The sequence below is a fragment of the Longimicrobium sp. genome (assembly GCF_035474595.1).
Taxonomy (GTDB): Bacteria; Gemmatimonadota; Gemmatimonadetes; order Longimicrobiales; family Longimicrobiaceae; genus Longimicrobium.
In genome coordinates, this window is the sequence record NZ_DATIND010000115.1 from 21,104 (window position 1) to 34,581 (window position 13,478).

Genomic DNA, 13,478 nt, shown 5'->3' on the forward strand with positions numbered 1-13,478 from the left:
TCGGAGGGATGATGCCCACACTCCGTCGAGAGGTCGAACATGTCCGAGAGAACCGCAATCCGCGCCGCGTTGCTCGCGCTCGCAGTCGTCGCCGTGGCCGGGTGGTCCTCTTCGGATCCGCCGCCGCAGGTCCGACGGTGGCAGCACTACTGCGCTGAGAAGAGCAGCATCGAACTCGGAATTAGCCTTACCAGAGCAGGGCAGGAGGGATGGGAACTCGTCGGGTTCGAGCGCCAGGCCAGCGGCCGGATCATGTACTGCATCAAGAAGCCCGGCTGATACCCGCGTGGGTTGGCGACGCCCCGCGCACGAACGCGAACTGATGTGAATCGACCGAATGCGAAAGCTCCGGCGCCCTCGCAGGCGCCGGAGCCCGTCTTCTTCGCCACGCCGGAAGAGTTCCGCGCGTGGCTGGAGATGCATCACCAGGACGCGGCCGAGCTGCTGGTGGGGTTCTGGAAGAAGGGGACGGGGAAGCCCAGCCTCACCTGGCCCGAGTCGGTGGACGAGGCGCTGTCGTTCGGGTGGATCGACGGCGTGCGGCGCTCGCTGGGCGGCGAGGCCTACACCATCCGCTTCACCCCGCGCAAGGCGCGCAGCACCTGGAGCGCGGTGAACGTCCGCCGCGCCGCCGAGCTGATCGCGGAAGGGCGGATGCGCCCCGCCGGCCTGAAGGCGTTCGAGGCGCGCTCGGCCGACAAGACCGCCATCTACGCCTACGAGCAGCGCCACGACGACCTGGCCGAGCCGTACGCGGGCGAGCTGCGCGCGAACGCGAAGGCGTGGGAGTTCTGGCGGTCGCAGCCGCCGTGGTACCGGAAGACGGCCAGCTGGTGGGTCGCCAGCGCGAAGAAGGAGGAGACGCGCCGGAAGCGCCTGGCCGCGCTGATCGAGCATTCCGCGAACCATCGCCCCATCCCCCAGCTCGACCGCAACCCGAAGCCGTGAAGGATTCACCCGTGGACGCGGAGGACGTCGTGGGGAGAAATACGCTCCTTACGAATTCTTACGAGGTGTGGATGATCTTCGGCAACCTCTCCGAATCCATCTGTTTTACGGGGCCTCACGAGGCGTGATCGCAACGTGCTACCGAAATGCGTTTCAGCCCGGATCCGTTCGATGCGTCCCCGGTCAGCACCAAGATTAGCGTAACGATATTCCGCACAGTACCTTGCAAAACTAATCATCGCCCGCGCGATTTGTTTGGCGCGCCGGACTCTTTCCCGTGGTTCGATCGAGCGTAGCGGTGTCCACCCTCTCCAGATTCCCGGAATTTTAAAACGACCATCCCGAAACGATTGCGCGACTCACAATTCCGGTACATAATTGAATCGGCAGCCGGGCGGCTGCCACCGCCCATCACTCACCTATGGGGGACACATGAGGAGCACGAGATCGATTCCCACCGCGGTTCTCGCCCTGCTGTTCACCGCCGCCTGCGACAACTCCGACCAGCCGGTCGGGCCCCAGCCGGGAGCCCCGTCGCTGAACAACGCGGCGCCGCAGGGAGCCCTGCGCACCCCCGACGACGAGTTCGCGCGCGTGTCGCGGGCCGAGGTTCCCGGCTTCGCCGGGTTCTACCTGCAGACCGACGGCACGCCGGTGATCCGCCTGAAGGACCAGACGCAGCGCGGCGCCGCGCAGCGCTACCTGGCCCAGCAGATCGCCGCCGCGCACCGCGGCCGCCTGGCCATGGCCCGGCAGCAGCCGGTGTTCGTGAGCGCGGAGTACGACTTCGCGCAGCTGAAGGGCTGGGCCGAGCAGCTCACCCCGCTCATGCAGCAGCGCGGCGACGTGTACCTGGTGGACGTGGATGAGGTGAACAACCGCGTGCTCCTGGGCGTGGCCGACGCCACCGCCACCGGCGCCGTCCGCGCCGAGGCCGCCCGCCTGGGCATTCCGGCGAACGCGGTGGCCACGCAGACGCAGCAGAAGCCGCAGGCGCGCGCCTCGCTGCGCGACCGGCAGTCGGTGCTGGGCGGCGGCATCCAGATCGCGTTCAGCCAGTACCTGTGCACGCTGGGCTTCAACGCCCGCCGCGTGTCCACGCAGGCGAACATCTTCGTCACCAACTCGCACTGCACGGGCACGCAGTACGTGAGCGACGGGATCGCGGAGTACCAGAACCTGATCGCGTCCGGCAACCAGATCGGCAACGAGATCGCCGACCGCGGGATGTGGGCGTGCGCCGGGACGGGCACCTCGTGCCGCCAGGCCGACGCCGCGTACATCAGCAACAACGGGTCGCGCCCCATCAGCCGCGGCGGGATCTACCGGACCAACTGGGCCACGGGCGCCAACGCCGGCACCACCATCATCGGCGAGTTCGACATCGTGGCCCGCTACACCGGCTCGCTGCCGGTGAACAGCTACCTGGACAAGACGGGCCGCACCAGCGGCTCCACGTACGGGCTGGTCACCAACTCGTGCGTGACCATCGGCGTGCTGCGCTGCCAGGACATCTCGAAGGTGTGGTCGGAGGGCGGCGACAGCGGCTCGCCCGTGTACGTGTGGATCACCGACAACGACGTGCAGCTCCACGGCGTGATGTGGGGCGGCCCGGGAAGCGACTTCTCCACCACCTACTCCAGCCGCCTGGGCGGGATCGAGGCGGACCTGGGCGCGCTGGACAACCTGTGCCGCTCGGGGTGCTGAGCGGTTCCTGAATCACCGCAGGAGGACGCAGAAAACGGAGAAGCAGAGGGGGAGCGATCCTCCTCTGCTTCTTCGCTTCTGCCGCTTACCCCGAATGGAATTCGGGGGCAACAACCGCACGAAGTCCCTCCGGGACTGCCCCCTCGCTCTCCGTGCCTCGGGCAATTCTGGTGTGAGGCAGTCGGCCTGACACCATGGGCGCCTTCAGGCTGGATGCCTGGGAGCAGTCCCGCAGGGACTTTGTGCTGTTGTTGCCCGGGGTTTTCAACCCCGGGTCATGGAGATAGAGCCTCACCCCATCGCCACGCCGCCGCCCGACGCGCCACCGGGCTGCGGCGGCGCGGCCGATGCCTCCGCCGGCGCCTCGCCGCGGACGTGGGCGAGCACCTTCCTCGCGAGCGCCGCGCCGAAGCCGGGGAGCGCCGCCACCTCCGCCTCGCTGGCCGCCGCCACGGCCCGCATCGAGCCGAAGCGGTCCAGCAGCGCCCGCTGCCGCGCCGGGCCCACGCCGGGGATCGCCGACAGCTCCGAGCGGATCGTGCGCTTCGTCCTGAGCTTGCGGTTGTAGGTGATGGCGAAGCGGTGCGCCTCGTCGCGCACGCGCTGCAGCAGGCGCAGCGCCGGGCTCCGCTTCGGCAGCCGGATCGAGTCGCTCCGCCCGGGGAGGAACACCTCCTCCTCGCGCTTGGCCAGCGAGATGATGGGCTGCTGGGGGATCTCGATCTCGTTCAGCGCCTTCACCGCCGCCGAAAGCTGCCCCTTCCCGCCGTCGATCATCACCAGGTCGGGGAGCGGCTTCCCCTCCTCCACGCGGCGGCGGAACCAGCGCGTCACCACCTCGTGCATCGAGGCGAAGTCGTCGTTCCCCCACTCGCCGCGGATGCGGAACTTCTTGTACTCGCCCTTGTTCGGCTCGCCGTTCTCGAAGAACACGCCCGATGCCACCACCTCGGTCCCCTGCGTGTGCGAGATGTCGAAGCAGAGGATGGTGCGCGGCACGCTCTCCAGCTCCAGCACCTCCTGCAGCTCGTACAGCGCGTCCGGCGCGCGCCCGGCGGTGGCCTGCGAGACCAGCTTGCGCTCTTCCAGCAGGTGCCGCGCGTTCTGCTCGGCCAGCGTCACCAGCTGCGCCTTCTCGCCGCGCTGGGGCACGTGCAGCCGCACCGCGCGCCGGGCGTGCTCGCGCAGCAGCTCCTGCAGCACGCCGCGGTCGGCGAAGTCCTCGGGAAAGAAGACCTCGGGGGGGATGGATTCGTCGTCGCGGATGGCGCGCTCGGTGTAGTGCCGGGTGACGAAGGCGTTGAACGCGCTCTCGTCGCTGTCGTCGGCCGCGTTGGTGAGGAACGACACCTCGCGCCCCAGCAGCTTTCCCTCGCGGATGAGCAGGACCACGCCGCACGCCTCGGCGCCGTCGCGCGCGAAGCCCACCACGTCGCGGTCGCTGCCGGAGACGTCCACCACGCGCTGGCGCCGCTCCAGCGCGTCCAGCTGGCCGATGGCGTCGCGCAGCTCGGCGGCGCGCTCGAAGTTCATCTCCACCGCCGCGGCCTGCATCTCCCGCTTCAGCCGGTCGGCCACGATGCGGGTGTGCCCGTTCAGCACCTCCACGATCTCGTCGACCATCCCGCGGTAGTCCTCTTCCGGCTGGAAGGCCACGCACGGCGCCTTGCAGCGGCCGATGTGGTAGTCCAGGCACGGCCGCGCGGGCACTTCTTTCGGCAGGTCGTAGTGGCACGAGCGCACGGTGTACAGCTTCTTCACCAGCTCCAGCGACTGCCGCATGCGGCGCACGTCGGTGTACGGGCCGAAGTAGCGGCTCCCGTCCTTCACCAGCCGGCGCGTGACCCACACGCGCGGGAAGCGCTCGTGGACGGTGACCTTGATGTACGGATAGGTCTTGTCGTCCTTGAGGTTGATGTTGAAGCGGGGGCGGTTCTCCTTGATCAGGTTGTTCTCGAGGATGAGCGCCTCGGCCTCGGTGTTCACCACGATGGTGTCCACGTCGGCGATGCGCCGCACCAGCTCCTGCGTCTTTAGCCCGTGCTGCGCGCCCGCGGCGAAGTAGCTGCGCACGCGGCTGCGCAGCGACTTGGCCTTGCCCACGTAGATAACCTCGCCGGACGCGTCCTTCATCAGGTACACGCCGGGGCGGGTGGGAAGGTGGCGGAGCTTGCTTTCCAGCGTGGAGTTCTGCGGCATCGGGCTCAAGGACCGGACGATCGGGTTTCGCGAGAGGGCTGATACACCGGAGAGGGGTGCGGGGTCGCGGAATTTCCCGGCCACGGTGCCCGGCCGGCCCCGAATGGAATTCGGGGGCAACAACCGCACAAAGTCCCTGCGGGACTGCGGCCGCGGCATCCTACCGCAAGGGCAGCCGCTGTTGCAGGACAGGCTGTCTCACACCCGTGCTGCCTTCAGGGCTGGATGCCGGATAGCAGTCCCGCAGGGACTTTGTGCTGTTGTTGCCCGGGGTTTCCAACCCCGGGAGCCGCATAGAGCTGCTCCGGGGAGTCAGATCCCCCGCACCGTCGACCGCCGCTCGTCCTCGTCGCGCATCCCCAGGAACTCGCCGACGGCCGCGAGCGAGGCGATGTGGTCGCAGAAGATCTTGAAGGTGGCCAGGATGGGGACGGCGATGAAAGCGCCCGGAATCCCCCAGATCCAGAAGAAGAAGGTGAGGCCCACCAGCAGGGCGACGGGGTTCAGCGCCAGGCGGTGGCCCACGAAGATGGGACTCACGAAGTTGGCCTGCACCACGTTGATGATCAGGAACACCGCCGGCACCAGCAGCGCGCGCCCCACGCTGTCGAACACGGTGATGGCGGTCACGCCCAGGATCAGCACCATCGTCAGCGCGCCCAGGTACGGCATGAACTCGAAGAAGGCCACCAGCGCGCCCCACAGGATGGGGCTCGGCATCCCCAGCAGCCACATCGCCACGGCCACCACGGCGCCCTCGATCACGTTCACCACCGCCACCGTCAGCAGGTAGGTGCTGACGGACGATTCGATCATCCGCGCGATCTCCACCGCCTTGCGCTTCTCGCCCGTCGTCGGCAGCACCTTCACCAGCTTCTGCAGGAACAGGTCGCCGCCGGCCAGCAGGAAGTACAGGAGGATGATGACCTCAAGCGCGCTGGCCGCGAAGCGCTGCGTGGTGCCGAACACGCGCGCGATCAGGCTGGTCTGCCGGACCACCACCTCGCGCGGCCGCTCGCCCGCCGCGCCGTTGCCCACCGCGCCCGCCGCGCTCTGCACCTGCTCGGCGGTACGGCTGGCACGCTCCAGCGGGCGCAGCAGCTTGCGCAGCTTCACCTGCGCCGCCGAGAGCGTCTGCGGTGCGTTGGCCGCCCAGCTCTGCACCGGCCCCGAAAGCTCGTACCCGCCCAGCCCCACGATCCCCAGCAGCGCCAGCACCACCAGCCCCGAGCCGAACGGCGGCGGGATGCGCAGGCGCGCCATCGCCCGCACCACCGGCCCGAACAGGAAGCTGAGCAGGAGCGCGAACACCAGGGGAAGCAGGAAGGGGCGCGCGAAGTACAGCGTGTAGAGCACCGCCAGCACCGTCAGCGTGGTGACGCCGATCGAGCGCGTGCGCGGGTTGCCGATCGCCCGCCCGGTGCGCTCCAGATTCGGGCGCGGGGCGTCGGGCTCCACGGGGCGCGCCTGCGCGGTGGGGTCCACGTCGGGCGTCAGCACCGACTTGTCGCGCGGAGAGTCTTCGTTCATGCGGGGCCATGGTGGGGATGGAAAGGCCAGCCTTCACCGAACCCTGTGCAGGAGTTGCGCCCCGCGCCGCGAGAGGGCGATGGGCCGGCCTCCGCGCCGCTCCGATGCGCGTCTCCGGCAGCCCGATCGGGCGCAATCCGCACAGGGGGCACGTTCCGTGCATTCGCGCGCCGCCACGGCTTCCTGTTTTCTTGCACCTTGGAGGATCGATGCGTCAGCGAGCCCGTTCCAGGTGGTGGCAGGCCGGAGTGATGGCGCTGGGGATGGCGGTGCTGTCTCCGCACGCGCTCCGGGCGCAGACCGACACGACGGTGACCCAGACGGTGCAGCACGAGGACGAGGACCACGACTTCCCGTGGGGGCTGCTCGGCCTGCTGGGCCTTCTGGGCCTGCTGCCCAAGCGGAAGAAGGACGTGCACGTGCACGAGACGCGGGAAACGTACACGGCCCCGCCGCGCGACCCCATCCCGCCGCGCGACCGCGTCGACCCCAACCCGCCGCCGCCGCGGGTCTGATCGGCACGACCGGACCGGGAGGGCACGCGCGGCGCGTGCCCTCCCGCTCGTTTTCCCCTCTCGTCCATCGGTTTTGCAGGAAGGTATGTGGATGGATCACGGTCCCGAGACGAGCGACCTCCGCGCGAACCCGCGGCGGAGCTTCATCCGCCACACCGCCGGCGTGCCCATCGAGGTGCGCGCGGTGGACGGCGGTGCCCCGCGCACGCAGCAGGGGATCAACGTCAGCAAGGGCGGGCTTTCGTTCATCTCCGACCGGGCGATCCCGCTGGGCAGCACCATCCAGGTCCGCATCGCCGAGGTGGATCCGCCGTTCGAGGCCGAGGCGCGCGTGGTGTGGTGCGCCAGCGAGGGCGACCGCCACTGCATCGGCGTGCAGTTCCTGAGCGCCAACGACGCCTTCCGCGCGCGGATGGTGGAGCAGGTCTGCTCGATCGAGCAGTACCGCCGCGAAATCGAGGAGCGCGAAGGCCGCGTCCTCACCTCGCCCGAGGCCGCGGCGGAGTGGATCGGCCGTTACGCCGGCCGCTTCCCCGACGCCTGATCCTCAAAGAGGAACGGAGATCCCATCCGTGCGACCGAAGTCGGTGCATCTCCTGCTGCTCGCGGCGTCGGCCGCGCTCTCCATCCCCCGTGCCGCCGCGGGACAGGAGGCGGGTCCGCCACGGCCGCTGCCGCAGCTGGCGCAGGAGCTGTTCATGGTGGAGACGGCCTGCACGCAGGACCGGGGCGAGGTGCAGCTGACCGCGCATTCGCGCCTGCAGGACGAGACGAACACGCGGCTGCTGGGCGAGTACGGCGTGACCGACCGGCTCCAGCTCTCCCTCGTCACCCCCGCTGTGGAAGGGAATGGGGATGACGAGGAAAGCGCGTGGGACCTGGGCGTGCTGTACGCCGTGATCCCCGGCCAGAGCCCCGTCGCCGTCTCCGCGGGGCTGGAGATCGACCTGTCGCCGGACGAGGCGCCGTCGTGGGAGCCGGAGGTGGTCGCGGCGCGGCAGTGGGGCCCGGTGCAGGTGCACGCGAGCGTCGCCACCGACCTGCGCTCGCCGGGCGACGGCTTCTCCGGCGGCGTCGCGGCGCTGCTCGACCGGAACAAGGTGACGCCGACGCTGGAGCTCGCGTGGTCGGCGTCCGAGCACGAGTACCTGGTCCCCGGCGTGTTCGTCCACCCGCTCCACCAGCTCGAGGCGGGGTTCGGCCTCCCCCTCTGCCTGGGGTGCACCGCGGACCACCGCCAGGGGCGCGTGATGCTCACCGTCGAGTTCTGACGCCGCGATGAGGTTCCGCCGGCCTCCGCCGATCGAGCCGGGCGACGACGCGACGCTGCCGTACGAGCCGGCCGAGCCGCGGCCGCGCCGCCGGCGCCTCGCGGTCAGGCTGGCGTTCTGGGTGGGGAAGGTGCTGGCCGGGTACTACGTGCTCTGCCTGCTGCTGCTGGTGGTCTACCGCTTCGTTCCGCCGCCCGCCACCGGGGTCGGGCTCCAGCGCCGGCTCGAGGCGTGGGCGGGAGGGCGGGACCTTGCCGAACGCCGCGAATACCGTCCCCTCGCCGAGATCTCGCCGCACCTGCCGCGCGCCGTGGTCGCCGCGGAAGACGGGCGCTTCTGGACGCACCACGGCTTCGACTGGGTGGAGATGCGCCGGGCCCGCCGCGACGCCACCGGGGGCGGGCGGGTGCGCGGCGCGTCGACCATCACCCAGCAGCTGATGAAGAACCTGTTCGGCTGCGCCTGCCGCAATCCGCTCCGCAAGGTGTACGACCTGGCGCTCACGCCCGCGGCCGAGCTGATCCTGGGGAAGCGCCGGATACTGGAGCTGTACCTGAACCACGTGGAGTGGGGAGACGGCGTCTTCGGCGCCGAGGCGGCCGCGCGGCATCACTATCACGTGGGCGCGCGGGAGCTGTCGCGGACGCAGTCGGCCGGGCTGGCGGCGCTCCTCCCCAACCCGCACCAGCGCACCACCGGCAACACTCCCGCCTACCGCCAGCAGATCCTGGAGCGGATGCGGGCGCGGGGATGGTAGTGCGCGCTCCGGACGCGCGGCGCATCGCCGTGCGGCGCGCGTGACTCAATCCAGCTCTGACCCACCTTCGCCGCCCCGGAGATGTCCGGCCCGCGGGCGCGATCAAAATCCCGCTCGCCGTCCCTCTATCTGATCATGCAGGAGATTCCGCACCCAACGCGGAATCTCCCGCTTCCGCTCTTCCTCTCCATCCCGCGCACGAGGAGATTCTGATGAGCAAGCTCAGCGACAAGGTGCCGATCCCACCCAAGGACCTGATGAACACCAACCTTAGCTCGGCCACCGAAGCCACGATGCTGAAGAAGTTCGGCTCGCCGGGAACGCCGAAGCCGGGGTGCGGCCCCGCGTCGGCCGCCATGAAGCCGCGGCTGGTCACCGCGAACGTGGGGCCGTTCAAGGTCACCGGGCTGGTGTTCGCGGTCGAGTCGCTGAAGCAGATCTTCGCCGAGGTGCAGACGAAACACCCCGACGTGTTCAAGGCCGTGAAGACGGCAGGGATGTGGTGCGTGCGGCATCGCAACCACAATTCCTCCAAGCTGTCGAACCACAGCTGGGGAACCACGATCGACCTGTTCTTCGGAACGGCCGTGGTCGATCAGGGGGTGCACCTGACGCACCGCGGCATGCTCCCGCTCTTCCCCATCTTCAACAAGCACGGATGGTACTGGGGCGCCGAGTTCTCGGGAGATTCCGTCGACAGCATGCACTTTGAGCTGAGCGAGGAGACGATCCTCAAGCTCGAGCTCTGATCGGAGACGGAAGCTCAGTCCCCCGCCGCCGCCGGCTCGGCTTCGGGGGCGAGCTCCACGTGCATGCCGTCGGCCAGGCGGCGGAGGAGCGAGGGGTCGCGGGCGAGGTACTGGAAGACGGTGAGCACGCGCTCCTGCGGCACGCCGTTGGGGCGCAGGTGGTTGCGCACGCGGCGCGCGTCCGCCTCCATCTGCGGATTGCGCTGCTTGAAGTGGCGGATGACCGTGCGCTCCGCCTTCGCCGCCTCCAGCAGCGCGCGGTTGCGCCGCCCTCCGACGGCGTCGCGCAGGTTGGCGTCGATCCCCTCGGCGACGTCGATCACGCTCCCCCACCCCTCCACCAGCGCGCGGCGGAGCGCGTCCATCCGTGCCCAGAGTTCCGCTGGCATGTGGCGGCGGGCGACGCGGTCCCACAGCTCGTGCCCGGGAAGGCGCAGCTCGTCGTCGGTGATCGCCAGCCGCTCGCGCGCCTCCGCGATCTCCGTGGGGACGATGCTGGCGCCGAAGCGGGGGAAGACCACCGGCGCGCGGATCCCGAACGCGGCGAAGAGCGGCCGCACCTGCGCGAAGTACGCCGTCTCCGCCGGGCCGCCGACGTACGACAGCGTGGGGAAGACGGAAGATTCGACGACCGGGCGCAGGAAGACGTTGGGGCTGAGCGCCCGCGGATCGGCGGCCACGACGGCGCGCAGGTCGTCGAGCGAGAAGTGCCGCCGCGCGTCCTTCGCCACGAATCCCCCGCCCTCGCGGTACAGCCGCTCGCGCCCGGCGGGACCGTGCCAGAAGACGTTCGTCGCCTCCTCCACCAGCGTGACCTGCGAGGGGTAGCCGGCCGCCGCGAGCGCCGCCGTCTGCTCGGCGACCAGCCGCTCGTGCTCGGCGGCGTGCTCCAGCTCGGCCAGCAGCACGTGCGCGGAGGCCGCCTTCAGCGCCGGATCGGCCGCGTCGGTGACGAAGAGATCGAAATCGGCGAAGAGCGACGCGATCGCGTCCCGGAACGCCGCGCCGATGGTGGCGCCGGGGCGGTACGCGCCTCGAAGCTGCGCGAGCCAGGGCGACGCATCTCCATCTCCCGAAACGACATCGGCGAACTCGTCCAACCTTGCTTCGACGTCCGCGCCCAGCCGCATCTCGCTCATCGGCACGGCCACGGGCGCCGTGGCGGCCACGGCCACGCGGCGCAGCTCGCCCGCGGCATCGACCGCGAAGGCGTGGTTCACCTCGGCGAAGTCGTGGTCTTCCGACGCCGCCCAGAAGACGGGGAGAACGACCACGCCGAGCGCACGCTCCAGCGCCTCGGCCAGGCGCACGGCGGAGAGGATCTTGTGGACGGTGTAGAGCGGGCCGGTGAAGAGGCCGGCCTGCTGCCCGGTGGTCACCATCGCCCCGCCTTCCTCGACGAAGCGGCGGAGGCGCCCGGCGGCGCGCGCGGAGGTCGGCGCCAGCGCGGCGGCGGCGTGCTCGCGCTCGGCGCGGCCGAAGCGGGCCCGCACCTCGGCCAGCTTGGCGCGCCAGGCGGACAGGTCGCGGGGGTTGCCCTCGTAGAAGGCGGCGGCCCGCGGGACGCCGGCCAGGAAATCGTCCACCAGCCGGTTGCCGCGGATCTGCGCGACGTGCAGGTGCAGGCTCAGCGTGCCCTCCGCCGCGGGAGGCCGCATCCGCAATCCATGGTCGTCATCCTCATCCGTTCTCCACCCGCAACATCCGCTCGCGCATTCGTTCGATGCATTTCGTAACGAGATAGGTTACAGACTCGGACGGCGGCGGGCAACCGGTCCCGCTTTCCGTGCGCGTCCCCGGCATCGCGTGAGACCAAGCCGTGTCAGTCCCGCCCCTTGTGGTACGGCTCGCCGCGAAGGATGGTGCCGGCGCGGTAGAGCTGCTCGGCGAGGACCAGGCGCGCGATCTCGTGCGGCAGCGTCATGGCCGAGAGCGAGAGCCGGTGGCGGGCGCGGGCCAGGATCTCGTCCGACAGCCCGTACGCCCCGCCGACGACGAACGCCGCGCCGGGGCTCCCCCGCACCCCCAGCTCGTTCAGCCAGTCGGCCAGCTGCTGCGACGTCCACGGCTTTCCCGTCTCGTGCAGCGCCACGATCTCCACCCCGGCGGGAACGCGCGCCAGCAGCCGCTTCCCCTCCTCGTCGCGCACGCGCGCCGCGTCGCCCGCGCGGCGGAAGGCCTCCTCCTTCACCTCGCCCACGTCCAGCGGAAAGTACCGCCTGGCGCGCGACTCGTACTCGGCGATGAGGTCCGCCGCCTCTCCGCGCGGACGGCCGACGGCCAGCAGCAGCAGCTTCATCGATCGACGTCGGAGGATGGGGAGACGAGGATTCGGCCGGGAGCGGCCAACCTCGTTCGCATCCCCCCGCGATGCAAGGAGGGCGACTCGCGAGGCGGCCCGTCTCCCTCTATCTTCCCCCCGTTCCACGACCCGGCGGAACCTTCCACACTGCACGTTCAGGAGGCACGATGCGGGACCCGCGTGTGTCGGCGATGGCCGACGGGCTGATCGGCTCGGAGATCCTGCGGATCGCGGCCGACGTCCGCGCGATGCTCGCGCAGGGCGCGGAGGTGTGCAACCTGACCGTGGGCGACTTCGCGCCGGCCGAGTTCCCCGCCCCGAAGGAGCTGGTGGACGGGATCGTCGACGCGCTGCGCGCCGGGGAGACGAACTATCCGCCGTCGGACGGGGTGGCGCAGCTGCGCAAGGCCGTGGGCGACTTCTACCGCGACTGGCTGGGGCTGGACTACGGCATCGACTCCATCCTGGTCACCGGCGGCTCGCGGCCGGGGCTTTATGCCTCGTATCTCACCGTGATCGACCCGGGCGACACCGTGGTCTACCCGGTCCCGTCGTGGAACAACAACCACTACGTGCACCTCTCGGGCGCGCACGGGATCCCCGTCTTCTGCCACGCCGGCGACGCGTTCCTTCCCACGCGCGCGGCGCTGGAAGAGGCGGTGCGCGGCGCGCGGATGCTGGTGCTGAACTCGCCGCTGAACCCGTCGGGCACCGCGTTCACCGCCGGGCAGCTGGGGGAGATCTGCGACCTGGTGCTGGAGGAGAACGCCCGCCGCGGCCCGGACGAGCGGCCGCTGTACCTGCTGTACGATTCCGTCTACTGGATGCTGACCTTCGGGGCGACCGAGCACGTGAACCCGGTGTCGCTGCGTCCGGAGATGCGGGATTACACCATCTTCATCGACGGCATCTCCAAGTCGTTCGCCTCCACCGGCGTGCGCGTGGGGTGGATCGTGGGGCCGGCCGACCTGGTGAAGCGGATGGCCAGCCTGGTGGGCCACGTGGGCGCGTGGGCCCCGCGCGCCGAGCAGATCGCCGTCGCGCGGCTGCTGGGGGACCGCGCGGCAATCGAATCGTACCACGACACCATGCTCTCCGAGGTGTTCGCGCGGCTGGAGGCGATCTACGAGGGGCTGCTGGCGCTGCGCGGCCGCGGCTTCCCGGTCGAGGCGGTGATGCCGATGGGCGCCATCTACCTGAGCGCGCGCTTCGAGCTGCACGGCGCCGCGACGCCCGAGGGACAGACGCTGCGCACCAACGACGACATCCGCCACTACCTCCTGGGGGCCGCGGGGATGGCCATCGTCCCCTTCCAGGCGTTCGGGCTCCCCGACGAGAGCGGCTGGTTCCGGCTCTCCGTCGGCGCCGTCTCGCGCGGCGAGATTGCCCCGATGCTGCAGCGGCTGGAGAGCGCCCTCGCCGCGCTGCACTTCGGCACCGCCTCCGCCGCCGCGGCCTGACGGACGTCGCGAACTGCAGGTTGCACGCGGAGAAGCGGGG

The 13,478-nt window shown here is 70.4% G+C and carries 13 protein-coding genes; 9 read left to right on the plus strand and 4 right to left on the minus strand.

Annotated elements, in window-relative coordinates:
• The first annotated feature begins 39 nt into the window (after positions 1-39).
• From VLK66_RS20670 to VLK66_RS20680, 3 genes are all read left to right on the plus strand, one after another.
• Complete coding sequence (locus tag VLK66_RS20670) at positions 40-279, plus strand: hypothetical protein (protein ID WP_325311374.1); 240 nt, start codon at positions 40-42, stop codon at positions 277-279.
• A gap of 138 nt (positions 280-417) precedes the next feature.
• Positions 418-948: a YdeI/OmpD-associated family protein gene (locus VLK66_RS20675; RefSeq protein WP_349260524.1), complete on the plus strand. Its 531-nt coding sequence runs from the start codon at positions 418-420 to the stop codon at positions 946-948.
• Between the two features lie 432 nt (positions 949-1,380).
• Positions 1,381-2,655 (plus strand): hypothetical protein, encoded by a 1,275-nt coding sequence (locus VLK66_RS20680; protein ID WP_325311376.1) that lies wholly within the window; start codon positions 1,381-1,383, stop codon positions 2,653-2,655.
• 291 nt (positions 2,656-2,946) lie between these two features.
• Here the strand turns inward: VLK66_RS20680 and uvrC are convergent, their stop codons facing one another.
• Both uvrC and VLK66_RS20690 read right to left on the minus strand, forming a co-directional pair.
• A complete protein-coding gene (uvrC, locus tag VLK66_RS20685; protein ID WP_325311377.1) occupies positions 2,947-4,854 on the minus strand; it encodes an excinuclease ABC subunit UvrC in 1,908 nt (635 codons plus the stop codon).
• Between the two features lie 312 nt (positions 4,855-5,166).
• Entirely contained in the window at positions 5,167-6,384 is a 1,218-nt protein-coding gene (locus VLK66_RS20690) for an AI-2E family transporter (RefSeq protein ID WP_325311378.1), read from the minus strand.
• A gap of 209 nt (positions 6,385-6,593) precedes the next feature.
• On the opposite strand from VLK66_RS20690, the gene VLK66_RS20695 reads away from it, so the two are divergent.
• From VLK66_RS20695 to VLK66_RS20715, 5 genes are all read left to right on the plus strand, one after another.
• Positions 6,594-6,899 (plus strand): WGxxGxxG family protein, encoded by a 306-nt coding sequence (locus VLK66_RS20695; RefSeq protein ID WP_325311379.1) that lies wholly within the window; start codon positions 6,594-6,596, stop codon positions 6,897-6,899.
• Positions 6,900-6,990: 91 nt separating this feature from the next.
• A complete protein-coding gene (locus VLK66_RS20700) occupies positions 6,991-7,443 on the plus strand; it encodes a PilZ domain-containing protein (protein WP_325311380.1) in 453 nt (150 codons plus the stop codon).
• A gap of 28 nt (positions 7,444-7,471) precedes the next feature.
• Complete coding sequence (locus VLK66_RS20705; RefSeq protein ID WP_325311381.1) at positions 7,472-8,170, plus strand: hypothetical protein; 699 nt, start codon at positions 7,472-7,474, stop codon at positions 8,168-8,170.
• Positions 8,171-8,177: 7 nt separating this feature from the next.
• Positions 8,178-8,927 carry a monofunctional biosynthetic peptidoglycan transglycosylase gene (mtgA, locus tag VLK66_RS20710; protein ID WP_325311382.1) on the plus strand — a complete coding sequence of 250 codons (750 nt, stop codon included), beginning with the start codon at positions 8,178-8,180 and terminating at the stop codon, positions 8,925-8,927.
• A 212-nt stretch (positions 8,928-9,139) separates the two neighbouring features.
• The gene (locus VLK66_RS20715) at positions 9,140-9,676 is read left to right on the plus strand and encodes a M15 family metallopeptidase (protein ID WP_325311383.1); all 537 of its coding nucleotides are present in this window, start codon (positions 9,140-9,142) and stop codon (positions 9,674-9,676) included.
• Between the two features lie 14 nt (positions 9,677-9,690).
• On the opposite strand, the gene bshC is transcribed toward VLK66_RS20715, so the two are convergent.
• Positions 9,691-11,334, minus strand: a complete 1,644-nt coding sequence (gene bshC / locus VLK66_RS20720) for a bacillithiol biosynthesis cysteine-adding enzyme BshC (protein WP_325311384.1) — start codon at positions 11,332-11,334, stop codon at positions 9,691-9,693.
• Between the two features lie 164 nt (positions 11,335-11,498).
• Positions 11,499-11,975 (minus strand): 23S rRNA (pseudouridine(1915)-N(3))-methyltransferase RlmH, encoded by a 477-nt coding sequence (locus VLK66_RS20725; protein ID WP_325311385.1) that lies wholly within the window; start codon positions 11,973-11,975, stop codon positions 11,499-11,501.
• Between the two features lie 170 nt (positions 11,976-12,145).
• On the opposite strand from VLK66_RS20725, the gene VLK66_RS20730 reads away from it, so the two are divergent.
• The gene (locus tag VLK66_RS20730) at positions 12,146-13,438 is read left to right on the plus strand and encodes a pyridoxal phosphate-dependent aminotransferase (protein ID WP_325311386.1); all 1,293 of its coding nucleotides are present in this window, start codon (positions 12,146-12,148) and stop codon (positions 13,436-13,438) included.
• The last annotated feature ends 40 nt before the right edge of the window (positions 13,439-13,478 follow it).